General features: G+C 43.2%; 16 protein-coding genes. 5 read left to right on the forward strand and 11 right to left on the reverse strand.

Annotated features, from left to right (window positions below; genetic code table 11):
- Positions 1-109: 109 nt before the first annotated feature.
- Complete coding sequence (locus tag SNE25_RS04805; protein ID WP_321563953.1) at positions 110-1,147, forward strand: helix-turn-helix transcriptional regulator; 1,038 nt, start codon at positions 110-112, stop codon at positions 1,145-1,147.
- Between the two features lie 361 nt (positions 1,148-1,508).
- Here the strand turns inward: SNE25_RS04805 and SNE25_RS04810 are convergent, their stop codons facing one another.
- From SNE25_RS04810 to SNE25_RS04820, 3 genes are all read right to left on the reverse strand, one after another.
- Positions 1,509-1,826 carry a hypothetical protein gene (locus SNE25_RS04810; RefSeq protein ID WP_321563954.1) on the reverse strand — a complete coding sequence of 106 codons (318 nt, stop codon included), beginning with the start codon at positions 1,824-1,826 and terminating at the stop codon, positions 1,509-1,511.
- A gap of 388 nt (positions 1,827-2,214) precedes the next feature.
- Positions 2,215-2,748, reverse strand: coding sequence for a hypothetical protein (locus SNE25_RS04815; protein WP_321563955.1), 534 nt, complete (start codon positions 2,746-2,748; stop codon positions 2,215-2,217).
- Positions 2,749-3,155: 407 nt separating this feature from the next.
- Positions 3,156-4,853 carry a cellulase family glycosylhydrolase gene (locus tag SNE25_RS04820; protein WP_321563956.1) on the reverse strand — a complete coding sequence of 566 codons (1,698 nt, stop codon included), beginning with the start codon at positions 4,851-4,853 and terminating at the stop codon, positions 3,156-3,158.
- Positions 4,854-5,260: 407 nt separating this feature from the next.
- Between SNE25_RS04820 and SNE25_RS04825 the strand changes: the two genes are divergently transcribed.
- Positions 5,261-5,605 (forward strand): hypothetical protein, encoded by a 345-nt coding sequence (locus tag SNE25_RS04825; protein WP_321563957.1) that lies wholly within the window; start codon positions 5,261-5,263, stop codon positions 5,603-5,605.
- 26 nt (positions 5,606-5,631) lie between these two features.
- On the opposite strand, the gene SNE25_RS04830 is transcribed toward SNE25_RS04825, so the two are convergent.
- The 8 genes from SNE25_RS04830 to SNE25_RS04865 all read right to left on the reverse strand — a co-directional run bounded on the left by SNE25_RS04830 (position 5,632) and on the right by SNE25_RS04865 (position 15,436).
- Positions 5,632-6,495 (reverse strand): sialate O-acetylesterase, encoded by an 864-nt coding sequence (locus tag SNE25_RS04830; RefSeq protein WP_321563958.1) that lies wholly within the window; start codon positions 6,493-6,495, stop codon positions 5,632-5,634.
- Positions 6,496-6,635: 140 nt separating this feature from the next.
- Entirely contained in the window at positions 6,636-7,649 is a 1,014-nt protein-coding gene (locus SNE25_RS04835; protein ID WP_321563959.1) for a zinc-binding alcohol dehydrogenase family protein, read from the reverse strand.
- Positions 7,650-7,660: 11 nt separating this feature from the next.
- Positions 7,661-7,996, reverse strand: coding sequence for an L-rhamnose mutarotase (locus SNE25_RS04840; RefSeq protein ID WP_321563960.1), 336 nt, complete (start codon positions 7,994-7,996; stop codon positions 7,661-7,663).
- Positions 7,997-8,010: 14 nt separating this feature from the next.
- Complete coding sequence (locus tag SNE25_RS04845) at positions 8,011-9,027, reverse strand: aldo/keto reductase (RefSeq protein WP_321563961.1); 1,017 nt, start codon at positions 9,025-9,027, stop codon at positions 8,011-8,013.
- Between the two features lie 18 nt (positions 9,028-9,045).
- Positions 9,046-10,314, reverse strand: a complete 1,269-nt coding sequence (gene fucP, locus SNE25_RS04850) for an L-fucose:H+ symporter permease (RefSeq protein WP_321563962.1) — start codon at positions 10,312-10,314, stop codon at positions 9,046-9,048.
- Between the two features lie 49 nt (positions 10,315-10,363).
- A complete protein-coding gene (locus SNE25_RS04855) occupies positions 10,364-12,316 on the reverse strand; it encodes a glycoside hydrolase family 97 protein (protein WP_321563963.1) in 1,953 nt (650 codons plus the stop codon).
- 8 nt (positions 12,317-12,324) lie between these two features.
- Positions 12,325-13,971 carry an alpha-L-fucosidase gene (locus SNE25_RS04860; protein ID WP_321563964.1) on the reverse strand — a complete coding sequence of 549 codons (1,647 nt, stop codon included), beginning with the start codon at positions 13,969-13,971 and terminating at the stop codon, positions 12,325-12,327.
- 577 nt (positions 13,972-14,548) lie between these two features.
- Entirely contained in the window at positions 14,549-15,436 is an 888-nt protein-coding gene (locus tag SNE25_RS04865; RefSeq protein ID WP_321563965.1) for a helix-turn-helix domain-containing protein, read from the reverse strand.
- 495 nt (positions 15,437-15,931) lie between these two features.
- Between SNE25_RS04865 and SNE25_RS04870 the strand changes: the two genes are divergently transcribed.
- The 3 genes from SNE25_RS04870 to SNE25_RS04880 all read left to right on the forward strand — a co-directional run bounded on the left by SNE25_RS04870 (position 15,932) and on the right by SNE25_RS04880 (position 21,605).
- The gene (locus SNE25_RS04870; RefSeq protein ID WP_321563966.1) at positions 15,932-19,036 is read left to right on the forward strand and encodes a SusC/RagA family TonB-linked outer membrane protein; all 3,105 of its coding nucleotides are present in this window, start codon (positions 15,932-15,934) and stop codon (positions 19,034-19,036) included.
- Positions 19,037-19,056: 20 nt separating this feature from the next.
- The gene (locus SNE25_RS04875) at positions 19,057-20,616 is read left to right on the forward strand and encodes a RagB/SusD family nutrient uptake outer membrane protein (protein ID WP_321563967.1); all 1,560 of its coding nucleotides are present in this window, start codon (positions 19,057-19,059) and stop codon (positions 20,614-20,616) included.
- Between the two features lie 545 nt (positions 20,617-21,161).
- Positions 21,162-21,605, forward strand: a complete 444-nt coding sequence (locus SNE25_RS04880; protein ID WP_321563968.1) for a reverse transcriptase domain-containing protein — start codon at positions 21,162-21,164, stop codon at positions 21,603-21,605.
- The last annotated feature ends 313 nt before the right edge of the window (positions 21,606-21,918 follow it).

Raw genomic sequence — 21,918 nt, forward strand, 5'->3', positions numbered from 1 at the left:
CAAAGAGAAACACCAAGTGCGCAGCGTATTTGCGCAGTAAAAAATATTTTATAAATTCATCAAAAAATAATTCCGAAATCGAACTTCCGATATCCGAAATCACACACCTATGCCTGTTAACCGTAACGCCCTTATCCGATACCGCACCATTGACCAATGCCTGCAAAACCGCTTCAAGAAATGGACGCTGGATGATCTGATAGATGCCTGCAGCGAAGCCCTGTATGAATACCAGGGAATTAATACCGGTGTAAGCCGTCGTACCGTACAGGCCGACATGGAGATGATGCGCAGCAATAAATTGGGTTACGAAGCACCCATTATAGTGGTTGATAAAAAATATTACACCTATAGTGATAAAAATTACAGCATCACCAATAGTCCGCTAAATCAGCAGGATATGCAGGTGTTGACTGAAGTGTCCGGGCTGTTAAAGCAGTTTAAAGGTTTTAATCACTTTACCGACCTTAATGAGATGGTGAGTAAACTGGAGGATAAAATATACAGTCAGAAAACCCAGGGCCCGCCGGTGATTGATTTTGAAAAGAATGACAATTTAAAAGGTTTAGAATGGATAGAGGTGATACGCAAGGCCATCGTAGCAAAGAAAACCATGTGCGTAACCTATCAATCATTCAAAGCCAGAGAGGCGAATACCTTTTGCTTTAGCGGCTATCTGCTGAAAGAATATCGTAACCGCTGGTTTGTGCTGGGATTGCCACATAAACGAAATAACCAAATTTTAACGCTGGCTTTAGACAGGATACAAACCATACAGGAAGATGAAGAACCGTACCGGGAAAACACCGTGCTTGATCTGGCAACTTATTATAATGATTGCATAGGCGTCACCAAAAGTCCCGGCCAGCGAGACAGCGAGGTAGTTTTCTGGATAGATACTGCCAATGCGCCTTATGTGATTACCAAGCCTCTGCATCATACCCAAAAGCTGTTAAGTGAAGATGAGTCCGGGAAAATATTCAGTATGCGGGTGATACTGAACTTTGAATTGGAACGGGAGTTACTGGGCTTCGGTGCTAAAATGAGGGTACTGGGGCCAAGGACGCTGGTAAAGCAAATAAAAGAACAGTTGGCTAAAACTTTGGAAAGTTATAAGATACCGGGGACAGAAACTGGCGAAAATTAATTAATAAATTTAGACCCTTATCACAATTCTTATTAATGACCAACTTTTTAAGCAAGATCAAGTTAATCTTTTTGCCGTTTTTGCTGGTGGCTATCGGCTTTGTCCTATTGTATTCGTTTTTGATATGGATGGTAGTCTATCAATTTTCTTTGTTAGCGTTAAACTCCGCTTTCGCGAAGCGACCGCCACTTTTTTTCCTGATTTGCGAAGCAAATCATTATCGGTGCAGCCGATGGCTGCACCGGATTTGTATATTATATAGCTGGATATCTAACTATACCTATATCGGAATAACCAGTTATTCCGATATGCCGTTATCCGTATAGCCCGATATTCGACTATGCCGATATAAAATACCAAACTACACTTCCCAACCGGCAGGCCAGTAAACCTGGCTGCCGAGTTTGGGATGGTATGACGGCTGATAACGGATGTAACCATATTCATCGAGTTCTTTGATACATTTGTGATACGTTGCAATTGACGCTATCCTGCTAAAAGCCATCAGCGTTTTTCTGGTGACAGAAAACGGACTTTTGAAACCACCGCGCTGCCATTGGACAAATAATGCGCTGAACAAGCTGATGTGAGTCGTATTCAGTCGTCCGTCCATGCTCATGCGTTTGAGCAGCTTGCTGTAACCGGCAAGTTCACTGGCCGCAATTTTAGGAAAACTCATTGCAGTCCTCCTTCCAGTAGCTTGTTGATGTCTTCAAGCTTATAATACATGATGCTGCCAATACGGGTAAAGCTCAAACCAAGCCTTGAACATAATGTGAAATATTAACGAGGCTATAGCTGTGTTCAACACAAAGGCAATGGCCGTTGCTTTCTTTTTAAAAATGTATCCAACGAAAAGCCCTATAAGTAGATTAATCAAGATGATTCCCGGTATAATAAGAATCTCCGCAACGGAAACATCTGGTGCCGCATTTAGCCATTTAACCAAAATGGCTAGCACAATAATGTCAAGTCCAACTAAGACAAATACGATCTTTAAAAGGTTTTAATAAGGCTTCACACCACCAAGATAGCTTTTTAGTCAATTATGTGCACTGATGTATCCACTACCTTTGTGGAAAGAATGAAGTACCAAAAGATACTCCTCCACGAGTTTCCAAATCAAGACTTTGACTTCGCAGTAAAACAGGTTTTTTGCGGACATGCTGATTGTATCCTATTGACTTAAAAGATATTTCGCCAACCGTTGTTTCAATTAACCAATCATACTCTGTGTCTTTGTTAAGATACTCGGCGTTTTTGGGTCTTTGTGGATTGTTCTTCGTAATACTATCAATGATAATGGTAGTATCCTCAGACTCAAAAGCGATCTTATGCACATTGTCGAAAACAAGCGTACAGGGTGCTACCCAAAACTGATATCTCTTCTTATTCGACATTAAGACCCATTTGAATATATAGTCAATATCAAGCGATAGCTTATAATCGTCTGTAAACGATAAGGCATGGATAGGGCAATCATGCCAACTCATCGTATCGAAATCAGCGTCTGTAAATAGTTGTTTCTCTAATTGATATATGCTTGCCATAGCCAAATATAAAGGTTGTTGATTGGTATCTTTTAGATATCCTGCATCCAAAAGTTAAATATTACCTCGTTGATACATTCCAATTAACTCACCGGTTTGCAGGTCAACTGTAATGGCGGTATCACACCATTTCATCTAATGTAGGTATACATATAAATATTATTACGGCTATCAAGTTATTATAATGAGTTTTTGTATATTTATAAGTTTAAAGAAATATATAACACCCCCACTTTTAAGCCCTTCAGATTAAGTTCTGAGGGGGCTTTAAAAACCATCTTTATTCTGGCGATCTCGCCCTATATAGAACACAAAATCCCGGATGAAATGTATATCCGGGATTTGCATATTGATTACTGAGCATAATGTTTAACAGTAAGTAACAAGGCTGATGGCCCAGAAAGAAACGTTTGTAATTATTGGGGGCCTTGCGCCCAGCTTATTCGAGCTTCAAATGCTTATATTTTTAAAAATCCCCACTGCTGGTTGCGGCCTCCTGAGTAGGTCCATTGATCAACTGCAACGCCGTTATTTAGCGAAGCCCCGGTAATATCCAAAGCCTTTCCGCTGTTGGCATTAATGATCTTATAATATCCGTTGTCGGTTATCTGAATTGACCATTTTTGATTTGCACCGCCGGTGTAATCCCATAAATCTACCTGGCCGCCATTACCAGTGTTCCAGCCATAAACTTCCAAACACTTTCCTGTGGCATGCATAGGGGTTAATCTATAGTAGCCGCCTCCTGCATCTTCTACTTTAAATTGCTGGTTTGCACCTACTAAGTAATCCCATTGGTCAGCCTGTGTTTGATTGGCAGTTCCCCAGCCCGCAAATTCCAGAGCTTTAAAACTATTTCTGCTGTAGATCTGATAAACTTGCCCAACCTGAATGGTTGAGGATGTATTGTTTTGCGTTCCTTGTACAACTGCAGCTAAACCTTGTTGATCGGCCACGCTGTTTGTCTGCCTGTTAATGATTCTGAATGAATTATTTGCAGCCGACCCGTCATCAAAATAAAATGGACGCAAACCGTATTGTAATGCCTGGTGGGTGATATAATTAAGATAGTACGCTCTTCCCGCAAGATGTAACGTCAATGCATCTCCCGAAAGCGTTTGTAGCCGGCGGATCGCTCCATATTCGCCCAATATAACCGGGATGCCCTTATCAATGAACTTGGTCTTCATCAGCGGAAACTCCGCAGGAGCGTCTGACTCTTCACCCCAGGTTGCATTTCGTGAAGCATCGGTTGTAGAATGATAGCCGCTACCCCAATAATAGAACATATTGCCCCAGCTTGCATCTTGGGATAAGCCGGCAAAATTAAAGGGAGTGTAATAGTGTACTTCAACCATCAGGCGATTGGATGCCGGGTCTGTGGGAAGGGTATTCATTAAACTGTTTGAGTAGTCAATACTGGTTGTAGGACCCTGGATAAGCAACACCCTGTAGCTATTGTGTCCGCCTGTTGATCTGACTGCATTGACAAAGGTTTGATGATAGGAAAGCAGGACCCCCATCCCAGTGGCGTCTGATACTGCGGGCTCATTCGCACTGGCAAAGATCACATGTTCGTCAAAGCCTCGCATCTGAGTCGCTATTTGCTCCCAAAAGGCCTTTTGCTTGGCATTAACTGCAGTCTGTGCGGTAGTCGTACAATTGTTCTCCAGCCATCCGCCATCCCAGTGTATATTTAATATCACATACAAACCGTCGTTAATGCAGTACTGAACAACCTGCTTCACCCTGTCGAGCCATGCCTGCTGAATCTGGGCCGTGGTTGCGTTAGAATACTGATCCCAATCGCAAGGGATACGAACTGCGGTAAAACCACTTTTTTTAACCTGATCGATAAGGGCCTGAGCCACCGTAGGATTACCCCAAGCTGTTTCGCCGCCTGATGCCTCCAGTGTATTACCGATATTCCACCCTAACTGAAATTTTGCAGCGAGTTGAGTCGCCGTACTGGTTACTCCCGTTTGATCAGGAGGAAGGGGAGATGTGTTGTAACTTGGATAGCTGGTAATATCCAATGTTTTAACTGTTTTGGGAACAGGCGGCTTAACACTTTGGTCTACGATTGCCTGCTTCTTGCATCTTGTCAAGGTAAAGATTGCAAGGATGCACAAAAAATAATTTAAAGTTCTCTTCATAAAAAATTGGTTTAATGACGACGTATAATTTGTCGCGGTGAATAATTGGTTAAATGATTGGTTAATTGCGTGTGGATGTGTCTGATAACCCCGAAAGATGAGTGTGTGTGTCCTGTTGTCGCTCAGGTTTGCACAAATGATAAAACGAGTAGTTTTGTTGGCAGTTGCTATTCCGCGTAGCACGGAGTCTAACATTAGTTTCATTTTTCGATATGTATAACAGGCCTGAGCCGGTTTAATTGGTTAGATTTTATTTTCGCAAGGCAGGATAATTAATAAAACAAGTGCACTTCAAAATCAACAAAACACCACGGTTGGAATGACAGCAATGTTTTAGTTGGGCATGTTTTTGATGAGTACCCGGTTTATTAATTGGTTGATAAAATTATAGAAGAAACAAATAACCGGTGGGGGTACAAAAGTTAGAAAATAGGGTCCGAAATGTTCAAATTCTCAAAAAAACATCAAGGCGTGATGGTTTTTATGAATTTTATAAAAATAAGGGAGTGAATTGTACAACCTTAAATAAAGGTCAGTTTGGTTTTGAAATTACCTCATCAGGTAGTGGTTTTACTTTTATTTCCTGTAGTAGGGATACAAATGCTTCCCCAATAATTATTATTGGCCCTTTTGCTTTTTGCAGAAAAAAAATAATAAAGCAAACGGATTTAAATCTATCCGAAACAGACACTGAACATTTAATTAATTGTTTCTATAACAATTATAAAAAATACGAGAAGCTATATTGTTAAAATACTGGTTAAGTCGATGACGGTATTTATAAATGCTGGTTCATTTTATAAGCCATTCTTAATCCGAGTTTCCATGTACCGGAGGTGCCAAAATGAATGACGTCATTTGGATACGGGGTATTGGGATCGTTTGCGCGCAAACTCAGGCTGTCTGTATTGACCACATAGGCCTTTCTCGTAGACAGGCCAGTTCCGGCATCCTGATCAAGGTCATGCTCTGCCTGTCTGACTTCCTCGATGCCTCTGCCGTGATTGGGTGGAGGGTAAACATAACCATAAACGAAAACCATATTGCGGGCATGCAGCTGTTTTCTGATCCTGCCGATTAAATATTTCAGGTTTTGGCCGTAATTTTTACTGGCCGCTCCGCCTTTATCCGCATCTGACTCGCCCTGCTGCCAAAGCATCCCTTTAATGACGGGATGGTAACCTCTCTTACGCAAGCTGTCCAGTCCTGCGTTTACTGTATGGATGAACTCCCCGTATTGAACACCCTGGGTTAAAGTATCCTCATTGTTCTTGGCAGGGTTCCAGTCATCGAATAAATTGGTACCGGAATGAGCATGCTTGATAATTGCAATGTTGGCTGTAGGCCTTAATCGCTTCAAGACTGTTCCGAAACTCAGCTCAGGCCCGAACCGATCGGGGGATTCTGATGCCTGGTGGAGCGGTTGCCAGGTATAAGGTGGCAGGCCGGAATTGAGATGCGGCAGCCCCGAATGGAAGAGAAGCACCTGCTTATCAGCAATCATCGTATCAGACAGATTAGCCATATAGCCCTGGCCAGTCGCATTCGATTGCCCACCGATCAGATAAACCTCTATCTTTTTTTGAGCAGAAGCTTGATCGTATGTTAGAATCAGGAAAAAGAGGGGTAGTAACCAATTCATAAAAGGACTATAAAGAGATGCCTGATATCGGAATTTATCAGGTGTCGGATCTTGTCTTCCATGCACGCCGGGTTCTAATTTTTCATCATGATCATATTTTTAATCCATAGCATCTCCTATTAACTACGGAAGGATCCTAGCTAAACCTCTATCATCGCTTTAATTACCCCGTTCGCCGGATCGAGCCAACTTTCAAACTCACCTGTGACCTGGTCAAATTGTATACGATGCGTAATGTAATTGGCCGGCTGAACCGAACCCCTTTTCATTGATATAATCACATGCTCAAAATCTTCCCTGGTAGCGTTTCTGCTACTCATGAGCGTGGCCTCCCGTTTGTGAAACTCGGGATGACTGACTTTGATCTCTCCTTTTTGCAAACCGACCAGTACATATCTCGCTCCATGGGCCATATAGTTAAATCCATTATTAATCGCGTTTAAGCTGCCTGTGGCATCAATAACCACGGTAGGCATATCACCTTTTGTTATTTCGGCTAATCGCTCCAATGCATTATCTTCAGATACGTTGATGGTATGATCAATCCTTAATTTGTCGTGGCAAAATTTAAGCCGCCCGGCATTTAAGTCCATTGCAATTACTCTCCCCCCGGCAATACGTGCAAATTCCATTATCCCTAAGCCTATTGGCCCCGCGCCGATGACGAGTACAAATTCATCAGGTTTTACATCGGCAAGCCGGATACTATGCGCTCCTATCGCCAAGGGTTCCACTAATGCCAGTTCATCATAGTTTAAACCTTCTCCGTGTATAAGGGAATATGCCGGCACATTCAGGTATTCGGCCATCCCGCCATCCACATGTACACCGCAAACATTGATCTTTACACAACAATTTGGCTTCCCCGATCTGCAGGCGATACAATAGCCGCAGTTGAAGTAGGGAATAAAAGTAACAACGTCTCCTTTTTGAAAGTCCTTCGCGCCACCGGTTTCAACTAATTCTCCGGAAAGCTCATGGCCCAAAACCCTGGGATAGTTAAAATAGGGTTGTTTTCCCTCAAAAGCATGCAGGTCTGTCCCGCAAATACCTATCCTCCTGATCCTGATCTGGGCATAGCCTTCTTTAATTTCAGGCTTTTCCTTTTCTTTAAAAACCAACTGGCCTGGTTCCTCACAAACTATTATCTGCATGTCATCCGTTGTTAAAGCTGAAAAATCTGTTTCATAGCCACCCATTTTTCTCCTTCTTTTGCCCAGGGAAGTGGCTGTTGAAATAGCCACATGAGCTGCTCCCATTCCTGTACTTTCGGATTAAATGCGTCCTTCGCTTCTTTTTTCTTGATGTCATAATGATCACTTGTTTCCATGATCATAAATAACCGGTTGCCCGTACGGTAGATCTGCATATCGCGAATTTCCGCATCCAGGATGCTTTTGCGTATTTCCGGCCAGCTATTTTCCGCTTTATGCCAATGTTCATATTCCGCGATCAGTTGCGGGTCGTCCTTTAAATCAAGGGCGAAACAGTATCTTTTCATAATCTATTCAGTTTTTATAGATAGGAAGAGGCGTAGAATTTTTCAATTAAACCGTATTCTTTCATTTCTTTCCAAAATTGCACAGGGATCTTTGAAGAGGCTAAAGCAACATTTTGTGATACTCTCTCCGGATTGGTGGTATTCAGGGCAATGCTTACAACGCCCGGGCCATTTAATCCAAAAGCCACGCATGCATCCGCCGGGTTTATTTTATAATCTGTACACAGTTTACGGAACAATTCCCGCCAATGATATAAATGCTTGTCTTTTATAGGATCAGTTAACCGGTAGTTATAATAAACTGACCCGGTTAAAAAACCACCGTTAAAAACAGCAGAGTTGATGATCAGGGTTCCCTGTTCTTCAAGTTCCTGCATAAATTCCACCAATTCCATGGGATGGCTGTGAACCGTCATGCTATTGGCTATCATCACCCAATCCAGTTTTACATCGCGGGCTATTTTTTTGATGATCCTCCAGTCCTTTGAACCTACACCAATGCCTCTCACTTTACCATCTCGCTTCAATTCATTCAGCGCGCGGTAGGCCTCCAATATATCCTGGTAGCGTTGTGCCTGTTCATGCTTATCTTTTGCCGAGGTAAGATATTCGTCAGGATCATGTACCGATACCAGTTCTGCATGGTAATTGCCCAGTAGCTCATTACCCTGTTCATAGCATTCCAGGATCCCTTCATAACTTATCCGTTGAACGGCGTCATATTTCAGGTCACGCCAAACACCCGGTTCAAAAGTAGGCTCTGGGGTTTTTAATGCAGTACGTAGCCAGCCCAATTTATTGCTGATCAATACATCGGAAGGGTCCACATTTAATTGTGCTAAAGACCTGCCCAGCGATTCGAGCGCGAGCCCGGCACCGTATTTGCCGGCAGAGTCAAACACGGCCGGTTTAGGCGAATGCCTGATGCTTTCGGCAACAATAGCGCATTTAACATCATCAGAAAGCGCTACATATAAATTTCCTAACCCGCTTGTTCCAAAAATTACTTTAGGCAGATTGATTTCTTGCATTTTAAAAATGAGTTATGGTTAAAGAATTGCCGATACAGGCAAACTTTCCGGTTGTACTTTTACACGGTGACCTTTTAATCCAAAAAATGCCACCACGGTAAAGCATACCAATGGTACCATATAACCGTATTGAACATTGCCGGTTAAATCGCTGATATAGCCGAACACCCTTGGCAATACAGCACCCCCGACGATGGACATAATGATCAGGCTGCTGCCGAATTCGGTATCGCCCTTTAATCCCTTTATGCCCAGCGCAAAAATGGTTGGGAACATAATGGACATAAAGAAACAAATACCAATAACTGTGTAAACGGTGATCATACCATGACTTAATATTGCCATGATGCAAAGCAAGACATTGATTGCCCCATAGACAGCAAGTAAACTTGCCGAACTATAATACCGCATCAAAAATGTACCTATAAACCTGCCGATCAGGAATGCAAAACCGCATAAACCTAAATAGTCCGCGGCCTTTACTTCGGTGATGCCTGCAGATTTTGTGGCATAAAGGATAAATAAACTGAATACACAAACCTGGGCACCCACGTAAAAAAATTGCGCGGCAACACCCCAGGCTAAATGTGAGTGCTTCAGGGCATGGAAAATATTTTTACTGGCAGCATGTCCTTCATGATGCACTATCCGGGGCAGGCGTGTAAATGCAAAAAGTATGGCGATAAAGACCAGTACACTACCGAGTATAAAATAAGGCATTTTCACGGAAGAGGCCTCGGCGGCAAGTGCCAGTTTGCGGCCTTCCTCCGTCATTGCATTCAATTGTGCCGCCGTATAACCTTTGGTTAGTATAATACGTGCGCCAATAATAGGAGCCATGGTGGCAGCAAGCCCGTTAAATGATTGTGCAAAATTAAGCCTTTGTATCGAAGTAGCCGGATCACCCAATGAAGAAGCATATGGATTGGCCGCGGTTTCTAAAATGGTTAACCCGCAGGCAATAATAAATAAGGCTACCAGGAAAAACGTGTACTGCTGTGTATTGGCTGCTGGTATAAATAAGTAAGAGCCAAATGCAAAAACAAGCAGGCCAGTTATAATGCCTGTTTTGTAACCATATTTTTTCATGATAAAGCCCGCTGGCAAGGCCATCAGGAAATAAGCTATAAAGACCGCGGAATCTACCAGTGTGGCCTGAACCGTTGTAAGCGTAAACGACTTTTTTAAGTGGGGTATCAATATAGGGTCGAGATTATGAGCGAACCCCCATAAAAAGAATAAACTGGTTATTAATATAAAGGGAAAAAGAGTTTTATTCTTTGCCATGATCGGATAATTATATGTATGTTTCTTTTATGGGATGAAAAAGCCGGATTTAATTATTAGGTGTAATCTTAGCTACCCATCCACCCGCGGTGTCTAAATGAATATTGATTACTGAACTGGCCGTTACTTTTTTTTCAGACCGGGTCAAACTTTGTGGTGATGATAACACATCAGCCCATGACGACAAAGTGTATTTACCCGAGGGTAAAAAATCCATTTTCAATTGTAATTTCCTTTCTGTGTCGTTGGTCATTATGCCGATATACCAATCGTTTCCGCTTCTTTTGGCAATAATAATATATTGGCCCGGGTAACCGCCGAGTACCTTCGTGTCATCCCAAACGGTAGGTATATGGTTTAAAAAATCGGCGCCGGGCTGGCCCAGAATATGCTCCGGCGCATCACAGTAAACTGTAAACGGGCTTTCATAGATCACGAATTTTGCCAGTTCTGCACAACGGCTGTTCATCACCTCGGTAGGGTTGCCTTTTTTGAAAGCTTCCTTTTTTACATTTAAAAAACCGCCAGGAGTGTAATCCATTGGCCCCGCCAACATACGGGTAAACGGTAAGGTGGTATTGTGCCCGGCTGTTATCCTGGTTGAAAACTTGGAATATTCTTCTCCCAAAACGCCTTCACGGGTTATCATATTGGGATAGGTCCGCTCGATACCATCAGGTTTAAAGGCACCGTGGAAATCAACCATCAAATGGTATTGTGCAGCTGCTTTGATGATACGGCGATACCAGTTCACCATTTGCTGGTCGTCGCGGTCCATGAAATCAATCTTAACCCCTGCAATGCCCCAACGCTCGTAAATTGGGAATGCTTTCTCAAAATTATCATTCCGGTTAACATCAGAACTGTATAACCAAAGCCAGCATTTAACCTTTTTGGCTTTAGCATAAGCTAAAATTTCGGGCATATTTAATTGGGGGACAGGTTTGGTAATATCAGCTTCCGGCTTATTAAACGGCCCATACCATTGCCAGTCAATGAGCATGTAAGGCCAGTGCTGTGCCGATGCCAGATCTATATACTTTTTGATGGTTGGCATATCCATCTTTACATCACCACTCCACCAGTTATCCCAGGCGCTCATGCCTGGTTTGATCCAGGTTGTCTCTTTCAGCGCACATGGAGGGTTCAGATTCTGTATCAGCTCCGATTCAATTAATTTACCAGGAGAACCGCCCAGCATGATGACACGCCACGGTGTAAGCTGGTTATTAGTGAAGCGTGCCTTAACCCCGTTCTCATTTTCGCCGGGCAGCGGCGATAATTTGGTGACCAGGTCAATTTTATCAGTTGCTCCGGTGTCCGTCTTTAGTGATCCTATATATAACCCCGGGTAGTTGTCAATATTGGCTTCTGTGATTGCCGCGTAATGACGCCGATCTAATTCAATGAGAAGGGGTAAGCCCGCAATAGTTTTTTCTGTAATATGGTTTAGGTTTTTAGGTTGAAATTCGGTTTCCTGCGAAGTGGTATAACTCCCATAATCTGCCACCCAGGCTTTTGCGTTGGCCGGTAAGTTGAAACTGGTAAGTTCCTTGACAAGCTGCCGGTCGCCTATTTTATCAGCCCCAAATAGCTCATAACGAAAAGCTACCCCATCGTCATAAGCTCTGAAACAGACATTCATGCGGCGCATTTGCCCTGATTTTTCCACCAGGGACAATTCCAGTTCATTATAACGGTTGGCTATGGTGCTGTGCTTGGTTTTTACTACCGGCACCCAGGTCTGGTTAACGGAATGTTCCACATGATCTGTTACTGTCAAATCGGTGCCGATAGACGGCTCATCCTTAAACTCGAAACCAAGTGATGAAGGATGAATGATTGTTAAACCATCGCTGGAAACAGTATATCGCAGCCCATTGGTATTGCTAATCTCCACAACTTTTTTTTCATCGGGCGATATCAGCTTAAAAGTTTGTGCAAAAGAAGGAGCTGCGAATGAAATGGCAGTAATCAGGCCGTAACAAATTTTTATATTCATGATACGGATTAAATGGCTCCTTCTATTTTTAAAACAAATGCATCTTTACAAGGAGCCTGTTCCGGCAATTTTACTTTGAGGCCGGCTTCGGTCTGTTCAAAGCTCAACTTATCATTTCCAAGCAGGCTTACGCTGCTTACATTGCCTGCATCATTACCTTTTGCTAACTTCTTAACAAATGCTTCGTTCCCTGCGGGCCAACCCATCATAGTAGCATAAAGAGTTTTACCTTTTACGGTAAACCGGATATCCTGGGCCCCGAATGGCTTTCCCTTGCCTTCATTAAAGCCCTGCGCACTGATAGGTGCCGCCGAATCTGTTGCCGGGCCTTCTCCAAATACTTTCCAGGGGCGGGTGCCATAAATTGCCTCGCTGTTAACCTGCATCCAGGCACCTATACCTTCAACTACGGTGCGCTCCTCGCTGTCAATTGAACCATCCCCCCTGAGCGGGATATTGAGTAACAGGTTACCGTTTTTACTAACGATATCAACCAGGGTATGAACAACCGTTTTGGCGCTTTTGTAACCTTTATTATCAAAAATGCGGCGATCATAATGCCAGCTGCCAATACAGGTATCGGTTTGCCACGGTAAAGGTTCTATCTGGTTGCTTTGCCCGCGTTCTATATCCCATATCATGCACTTACGCTGCTGCTCATTCAAAACTTTACCAAACAATGCTGCTTTTAGTTTGCCATGTTTTTTAATACTGGTGTTGTACATATGCGCGGCTATTTTTAAGCCGGCATCGCTTACCGGCCAAAGGGGTAAGGCAGTGTCGTCAAAATAAATCAGCTCCGGGCCGTATTTATCTATCAGCTCAATGGTACGGTTCAAAAACTTATCACAATAAGCTTTATTGGGTACGCTTGCCCCATTGCCCCAGTCCCAGTGTCCGCCCATACTATTATCATCAAGGCTATCCTTGCTTAAAGCATGATTTTGTCCATATAATTCCTGCGGGTCGTAGCCGTTCCACCATTTACCTGCGCCATCTGCTTTGGTAAGCTTCCCATCATAAGGGATACCGGCATAGGGACCGCTTTTATCAGACCGTTGAGCAACTTCATACCAGGTCCAGGGGTGCGATGCGTGTACCGTTACGCCAAAAGGCAGGCCGTGTTCTTTAGCAGCTTTGGCCCAGCCGCCAATCAGGTCTTTTTTTGGGCCAAGTTTGGTAGAGTTCCAGCTTTGGTATTTGCTGTCATAAAGGTCAAAGTTATCATGGTGATTGGCCAATGCCATAAAATACCTGGCGCCTGCTTGTTTGTATAAACCAACCAGGTTATCGGGGTTCCAGTTCTCGGCTTTCCATTCGTTAATAACATCCTTAAAACCAAATTTTGAAGGATGGCCGTACTTTTCAACATGATATTTATACTGATCACTGCCTTCCTGGTACATACCACGAGCATACCAGTCACCACGTTCGGGCTGGCATTGCGGCCCCCAGTGCGCCCATATGCCAAATTTGGCATCACGAAACCACTCTGGCACCTGGTATTGGGCCAATGAATCCCAATTAGGTTTAAAAGGCCCCGAAGTAATTTCAGCATTTAAATTTGTGCGCAGCAAATTGCTGCCAAAAACCTTGGACAGGTAGAGGGATGATACCCCTGTGGCTAAGCCTTTTATTAATGTTCTTCTTTTCATAATTGAGTTTCACGATAAAAAAAATAACTATGCAGATCAGCAATGTGAATGAATAGCCGAACTTCAAGTAAATTTCTATAAGTCATCTATAATTGGTTGATCAGCAATTCAAGTTATTTCTATCAATACTGATAACCAAATTTCATCGAAATAACATTCAATTAATTGGTCTAATGGGACTTTTTTTTGTACAAAACCGACTTTTTGCGTGCTGCTGCAATAGTGCAAATTAAAATTAGTAGAAAAGCAGAGTTGGTTGAATGACCATATTTTTTTACAGGATTTTACTATAAATTACTTATTTAGTGCAGGTTGTTGCTTGCATTAATGCAAAGTTTCTATAGTGCCATTACGTGCGGACCGGCCGGAACACCACTCTGAAAAGGAATTGCTAAAACGTTACAGATGCTTATTTCAGACTTCACTCTCCAGTTTTTTTGTACCAAGCCTATAAAGAGTAACAAGTTCATGCAGAGGCTGGGCAATCAGAAAATGCTAATACATATCTGAATAGGTTTTTCTATTCACAGTAAAGTATTATCTGTTTCAACTACCCGTACTGTGCAGGCGCATTGGGTTAATGATCAAAACCAACCTGGTACATTTGTTTTTTATAGGCGCTGGGAGACATACCGGTTAATTTTTTGAAGGCTTTGGAAAAATAAGAAAGGTTATCAAATCCGGTTTGGGTACAAATTTCTGAATAGGACATTCTACTTGTCGCCATCAGGTATTGTGCACGCTCAACACGTTTTTCATTGATATAATTCAATGGCCTGGTTCCCGTATGTTGTTTAAACTGTCTGGAAAAGTAATCGACATTTTGGTTTGCACGGGAAGCGAGCAATTGAACCGAAAGATCCTGGTGTAAATTAACCAGAATATAATTTAAGATTTCTGCAATTTTTACCGGGATAAGTTTATGCTCCGGATGCTTGAACAATTGGGGGTTCAGGAATTTGGCGGTTAGCATCATCAGGATACCCTGGGTTTCCAGATAAGTTGAAGTATTTTGTTGATTGTTAAGCTCCTGGTATTCTTTATAGTAAATGTCTTTTTCATATACCTTTGGGTTATCAGACCGGTTAATTCCTCTTCCCGGGTTAATTTCAAGCAGACGGTTAAAAAGGATAATATCCATTTCGGTAGCTTTTGTCTTGAATACAGCTCTGTTATTGGCAAAAAGTGAGCTTCCATCTATCGAATCTTCAAAAAACTGAACAAAATACTGCCCCAGAAAATTACTGCAGTTTAAATTACATAAGGTGAAGCTCGGAATGATATACAAATAGCCCGGTTCAAGCTTCAATAAACTGGCCGCATCTGATATTTCACCTTCTCCATCATCGATATAATAAATACGATAGTAAGGACTGATCACATTCCTATAATTCCATTTCGAGTTGAGCCTTACATAGTCAACGTTGAGGAGTGAAAAAGTATGTTTTAAGTTCCTTTTAATCATCTGGACCACAAATATGCAAATTGCTTTGATATACCATAGTGTATATGAATGCTTTAAATGCAACAAAGTCGGATTTTTACAAAAAAAAGTCCATTTCAATCAAATTTTGAAATGTGGTTTACTGTAGGTTTGAATTAACCAATATAAAGAAGCAATACCTCAAAAAAATTGCATTAATATCCCCGCATTAACGGTTTGCCGATGATAAAAAAATATCAGCGCCACAGCTGTTTATGCTTACAGTTTAAAGATGTTGCCAGATAGCCGGCAAATTAATTTTTGCCGGTTTGCAAAATAATACGGGCAACTGTATAAAGAATTGCAACCAAATAACCAGTAAATAAACAACAAGTTAAACCTATAAACCAATGATTATGAGAAAAAAGATATAAGCACCTGTTTAAAAAGTGAGGCGGGCACTCAACATGCCCAACCGTTCAGGGAATAGCTGACAGGCTCATTCCAATTATTAACCATTTTATAAAAAACAAATTTATGAATATAACTTTACGGAACTACGATGTGCTTTATAAGTTAATGAAGGTCACATTCGGGTTGCTGTTTGTAGTATTGTGCCTTTCGGGTTCAGTATATGCAAAAGGCAATGAAAGCTACCACATAGCAGGTAGGATTTTAAAAGATGAAAACCTGCCGGTTACCATAACAGGAAAGGTAACGGATGAAAAAGGGCAGCCTTTGGTTGGTGTGAGCATATTGATTAAAGGAACCAATAACGGCGCGGTTACCGATATAGAGGGGAAATTCAAACTTAGTGCTCCAAATGAAAAAGCCATCCTTTTATTCAGATACATAGGATATATCAACAAAGAGGTTGTGGTCGGAAATGCAAGCGTATTGAATGTCACACTGATAGCCGAACCCAAAAGCATCAACGAGATTGTTGTTGTTGGGTACAGCACACAAAGCAAACACAAACTCACCAGCGCCGTGGTTACCGTTTCAGGGGACGAACTGAACAAGCGGGTGGCCACATCTCCTGCAACCTTATTACAGGGCAAGCTTCCGGGTTTGCAGGTTGTTCAGGGCTCGGGTGAACCGGGAGCTGAAAACGTACAGCTCACCATCCGGGGAACGGGTACTTTCAGTGGTGCGGGTTCAAATCCTCTGGTTATTGTAGACGGGCTTCCGGGGAGTCTGGATGTACTTAACTCGAACGATATAGAATCGATTTCGGTATTGAAAGATGCATCATCTGCGGCGATTTACGGGTCGCGCGGTGCAAATGGCGTGATAGTGGTTAAAACCAAAAAAGGCAAAGCCGGAAGCCTTGCTGTCCAATACACTTACAATTTCGGCATTTCCAATGCGACAAAACTGCCGGACATCGTAACCAATTCGGCTACTTATATGCAGTTATCGAACGAAGCCCGTACCAATTCTTCATTAGCTCCGCTATATACCCAGGCTCAGATCGATTTATATCAAAATGCAACAGACCAGACGAAATATCCTAACCATAACTGGCTGAACGATATCTTCCGTACCGCTTACACCCAAAATCACTACCTGAATATGAGCGGAGGTAAAGATAGTACAACCTACAGTGTAGGCATCGGCATTACCAATCAGCCAGGTGTTATGAAAGGGTTCGATTATTCAAAATATACACTTTCCCTGGGGCTGAATTCGAAACTTAATAAGCGAATAACGTTTGGAAGCGACATACAGATGCGCTACGGCAAAAAGCTTACACCTGAAAATGGCGCCGGCGACCAGTTCCTTTCTGCATTGGCCCAATCTCCTTTGTACCCGGCGCAGGTTGACGGCAAATGGATAAAGAAAGCCTATTCCAATGAGCTGGGCAATAAAAATCCGGCGGCGATTGTAGGTGAAGATATCCGTACCCGCGGCGATGATAAATATATACAAGGCAACCTGTCTTTGGATATTGATCTTTTCAAAGGGCTGAGATGGGAGAATAAGGCGGGGTTTAATTACGGGACTTATAAATTCAATGATTTCAGGCCAATCATACCTACCTATTATTATAATGATATGAGTCCGGCCGGCAGCCTTGATGACGGTTCACCCGGTCTAAATGTAGGTAATTCGGATAATTTATATACAGTTTATTATAGCCAGTTGACCTATAAAAAGAGTTTTGGTGCTCACAACTTTTCCGCATTTGGAGGTTTTCAGCAGGAAAAAAACACTGCCAGTAATCTCAATGCATCAAGAACACAATATGTAACCAACTTTCTCAGGGAACTTGATGCAGGGCCTTCTGACGGCCAGACTAATAGCGGAACATCTTCGGCATGGGCAATCAGTTCTTTATATGGTAGTGCGAACTATGACTACGAGGACAAATATTTGCTCGGAGCCAGCATCCGTTATGATGGGACATCCAGGTTACCCTCCGATACTCGTTACGGAACATTTTACTCATTTTCGGGCGGATGGCGAATTTCAAAAGAAAACTTCCTGAAAAATGTTTCCTGGTTAAATGACCTTAAGATTCGCGGTTCATGGGGTCAATTGGGGAATCAGAACATCGGAACCTACCCATATCAGTCAACCTTATCGGGCGCTAATTATGCTTTTGGCGGCACAGTTAACTCCGGCTTTGTTTCCAATACGCTCGTTGATCCTAACCTTACCTGGGAAACTACACGGGTAGTTGATGTCGGTATTGATATGACTGTATTTAACGATAAGTTGATTTTCTCAGCAGATTATTTTAATAAATATACCTTCGATATTTTAAGGGGATCCCAGGTACCGTTCTATATTGGCCTTAACGCTCCTACCATAAATGATGGAGCACTGAGGAATAAAGGCTATGAATTCGCAGTTCAGTATAATGATAAGATAGGTAAAGATTTTACTTATACTATTGGCTTAAACCTGCAAACCTATAAAAATAAACTTGAGCAGTATGGATCGAAAGATATCAGCGATCATACCATCAGAGAAGAGGGGCATGAGCTTGATGCTTATTATATGTACGTTTGGGATGGCATATTCCAATCCCAGGCCGAGATTGACAATTCTCCCAAACAACCGGTTACACCTACTCCCGGTGATTTAAAAATAAAGGATGTAAACGGTGATGGGAAAATAGATGCCGATGACAGGACTTATGTAGGCGGTAAATTTCCCTCCTATCAATATTCCGCTAATTTGGGTGCCGGCTACAGGGGATTCGATTTCAGTGCACAGATCTATGGTTCGCAGGGGCAAAAGGCTTATGTAAACGGTTGGGGAATAGAACCTTTCAGGCAGGGTTCCGTACCGACAACCGATTGGCTAAACCGCTGGACACCAACCAATCATACGAATACCATGCCTAAGATCTATGTGGCCGATGGCTATGCCGCCGTACAGAACTATCCCTCAACTTATTTCCTGAAGGATGCGTCTTTCGTCCGGTTGAAAAGCCTCCAGCTTGGATATACTTTCCCAACAGCCATACTGAACAAGATCTCCATTAAAAGCCTTCGTGTTTTCGTGGCTGCCGATAATGTGTTCACAATCAGCAAATATCCCGGTCTGGATCCTGAGCGTGTCGGAGACGGTACTTATGTAACCTATCCGCAAAACCGGACAATAACCTTTGGTGCTTCTGTCAAACTTTAACCCAATTAAAGCATACCATTATGAATCTTTACAATAAGTATATACTCATGCTGATCATGTTATCAGTAATGCTGGCATCCTGCAAAAAAAGTTCGCTGAATCTGGATCCGCCTGATAAGCTATCAACGCAGAATTTCTGGAAATCTGAAAGCGATGCGGACCTAGCCTTAACCGGATGTTACAACTTTTTATACACCTCCGGAGGAGGTTATTCTACTTCGCAATACCAGGTCGTGGCCTGGGATAATTTCAGTGATAATTCTTATGGGCAATATAATTACGGGGGCGGAACAAGCGCATTATCCTCGGGCATTACAGCCGGCGTTTTTGATACCTACAACCTTTATCAATCCTCTTACTATGTCAATAATTATCGGGCGATAGCCTCCATTAATTATTTCCTGGCTAATGTAGATAAAGTGCTTACAGGGGATAAGCTTAAACAGTATAAAGCCGAAGGCTATTTTCTTCGCGCCTTTAATTACTACTGGCTTGCTGTGTTATACGGCAATGTTATTATCACCACGGCAGACCCATTTACACTTGATTATAATAAACACATGGCCAAATCAAGCAGGGCAGATGTTTTGAAACTGGTAGAAGCAGACCTGGACCTGGCAATTGCCGGCTTACCAGACGTTTCCTACAGCGGACATGCAGTTAAGGGTTCGGCGCAAGGTTACAAAGTAAGAGCGCTGTTATTTGAGAAAAAGTATACAGAGGCCGCCGCTCTCGCCAACCAAATTATAACCGGCGGAAAGTTTTCTTTGAATACATCTTATCCGGGCAACTTTTATAAGCCGGCTCAAAATAACAGCCCTGAGATTATGTTTTCAGTAAAATACCAGCTACCTAATCTGTCGCATCAGGACAACGGGATCAGTGTTTCGTTACAACGCTGGAAAGGTGAACTGGGTACCCAGGACCTGGTTAACGAATATGAAGCCGCAGATGGTAAAGACACAACCAGTTCCGCTGTTTATGTAAAGGGAAAACCTTATGATAACAGGGACCCGCGGATGCGTATGACCTTGTTTTTCCCCGGCGATACAAAAGCCCAGGGATGGCCGTTCACAGGATCTTATGCGGTGGGTACTCCGGGAAAAGATTCATGGATCGTTGGTTATTATCCAGTCAAGAAATGGCTTGATCCTACATTGGTTGACCCAGATTATGGAACGAAAGGCGATAATGATTTTGTTTTACTTCGTTATGCGGATATATTACTAATGTATGCGGAAGCTCAAAATGAAGCGGCAGGACCTGATGCAAGTACCTACAACGCGATAAACCTGGTCAGGGCGCGGGTTAACATGCCGGCATTGTCTGCTGGTTTGTCACAAGCGCAGTTCCGGGAAAAGATCCGCCATGAGCGCCGTGTAGAGTTTGCTATGGAAGGGATCCGCTACTTCGATCTGAGAAGATGGGGTATCGCAACGCAGAAACTGAACGGCTTTGTTCAAAATCCTTTATTCCCTAACGTAAAAACGAAATATGCCGATAATTATGAGTTCTGGCCTATTCCACAACCGGAAATTGACAGGAATTCACCTGAACTTGTTCAAAATCCGGGGTATTGAGCGCCATGAACGATTTGCGCAGCAAATCGGTGCTGTTTGAATGATGAGGACAGGCCCCTCGGTATCGGCTTACAGGAGCAGGTACCAAACCGCTGCTAAGTTGCTCTGGTAAAGAGCCAGGGTGGGAAGCGTTAGCAGAGAAGGCAGTATTAAGCTGTCAGGTAAGTATAAAGAAGACGAATGCAAATGAACTGCCGAAGAGACGTCGAAAGGATTAGATGATGTCAAAAGTAAAGTACAGTATCACTTTATTATCAGCAGGGAGGACGACCTGTTTACCGTCCCTGCGGCATCCGGCGTATAGGCAGCGTGAGCTTTATACAGGCATTCAAGCGGAACTTGGGAACCTGTCGGAACGATGTGAAGAGAAAAGGTCAAGCGGAAGAACCCGTAAGTCCGAAACTATCGATGCGTACCACAGGGGCAGAGCCGCCCGTAGTAGTGATGATAGCCTTGGAAACTTGGCAAGAGCGAAGGGGTGGCATTATCAGGCGCTGTACATTAATAGAAACTGTTCAAAGGGCAACCTACAGGAGGTATAAGACATGTATAGGCCAAAACCATATTGTATTTCGAAAAAGTCGGTGCAGGAAGCTTACTTGAAGATCAAAACCAACAAAGGGGCATCTGGTGTAGACCAGATGAGTATGGAAGCATTTGACCAACAGCCACAGAAACATCTGTATAAGCTATGGAACCAAATGAGTTCAGGCAGCTATATGCCCCCTGCGATTAAACTGGTGGAGATACCCAAGAAAGATGGCGGTAAAAGGCCATTAGGTATACCTACCATAACCGACCGTATCGGACAAGCGGTGGTAGCCGGGATGTTGGGAAAGGTGGTCGACAACCTTTTCCATGATGATTCCTACGGCTACCGGCCTAAGAAATCTGCGTTGCAGGCAGTTGCCAAAACCCGTGAAAGGTGTTGGGAATATCACTGGCTGCTGGACGTAGATATCAAAGGGTTCTTCGGTGCGCCGGGCTAAGTTCGGCATTTTCAGCAGGTGAGATTCCTGTCTCAGCAAGGGCTAAGCCTGCCCACTGAGAATCGAGCCTTGAGTGCGTTAGGTAACGAAGCGTGCTAAGCGTAGGCAGAGCGATGACCGGGCCACAACGCAAGTGAAGCTATTGAGCCTCGTTATTAGAGAACCGGAGGCCGACAGGCTCGAAGAACCTGGAAGGCAAAAGTAGGCACTCGCAGAAGGCGAGAGTGTTGGAGACTCCGGCGGGGTCTTAGGGCGTGGCACGGCAGAAACGGAAATGACGGAAACCCGGGAGATCCATACCAGTCCTTGTCGG

It is taken from the genome of Mucilaginibacter sabulilitoris, assembly GCF_034262375.1.
Lineage (GTDB): Bacteria > Bacteroidota > Bacteroidia > Sphingobacteriales > Sphingobacteriaceae > Mucilaginibacter > Mucilaginibacter sabulilitoris.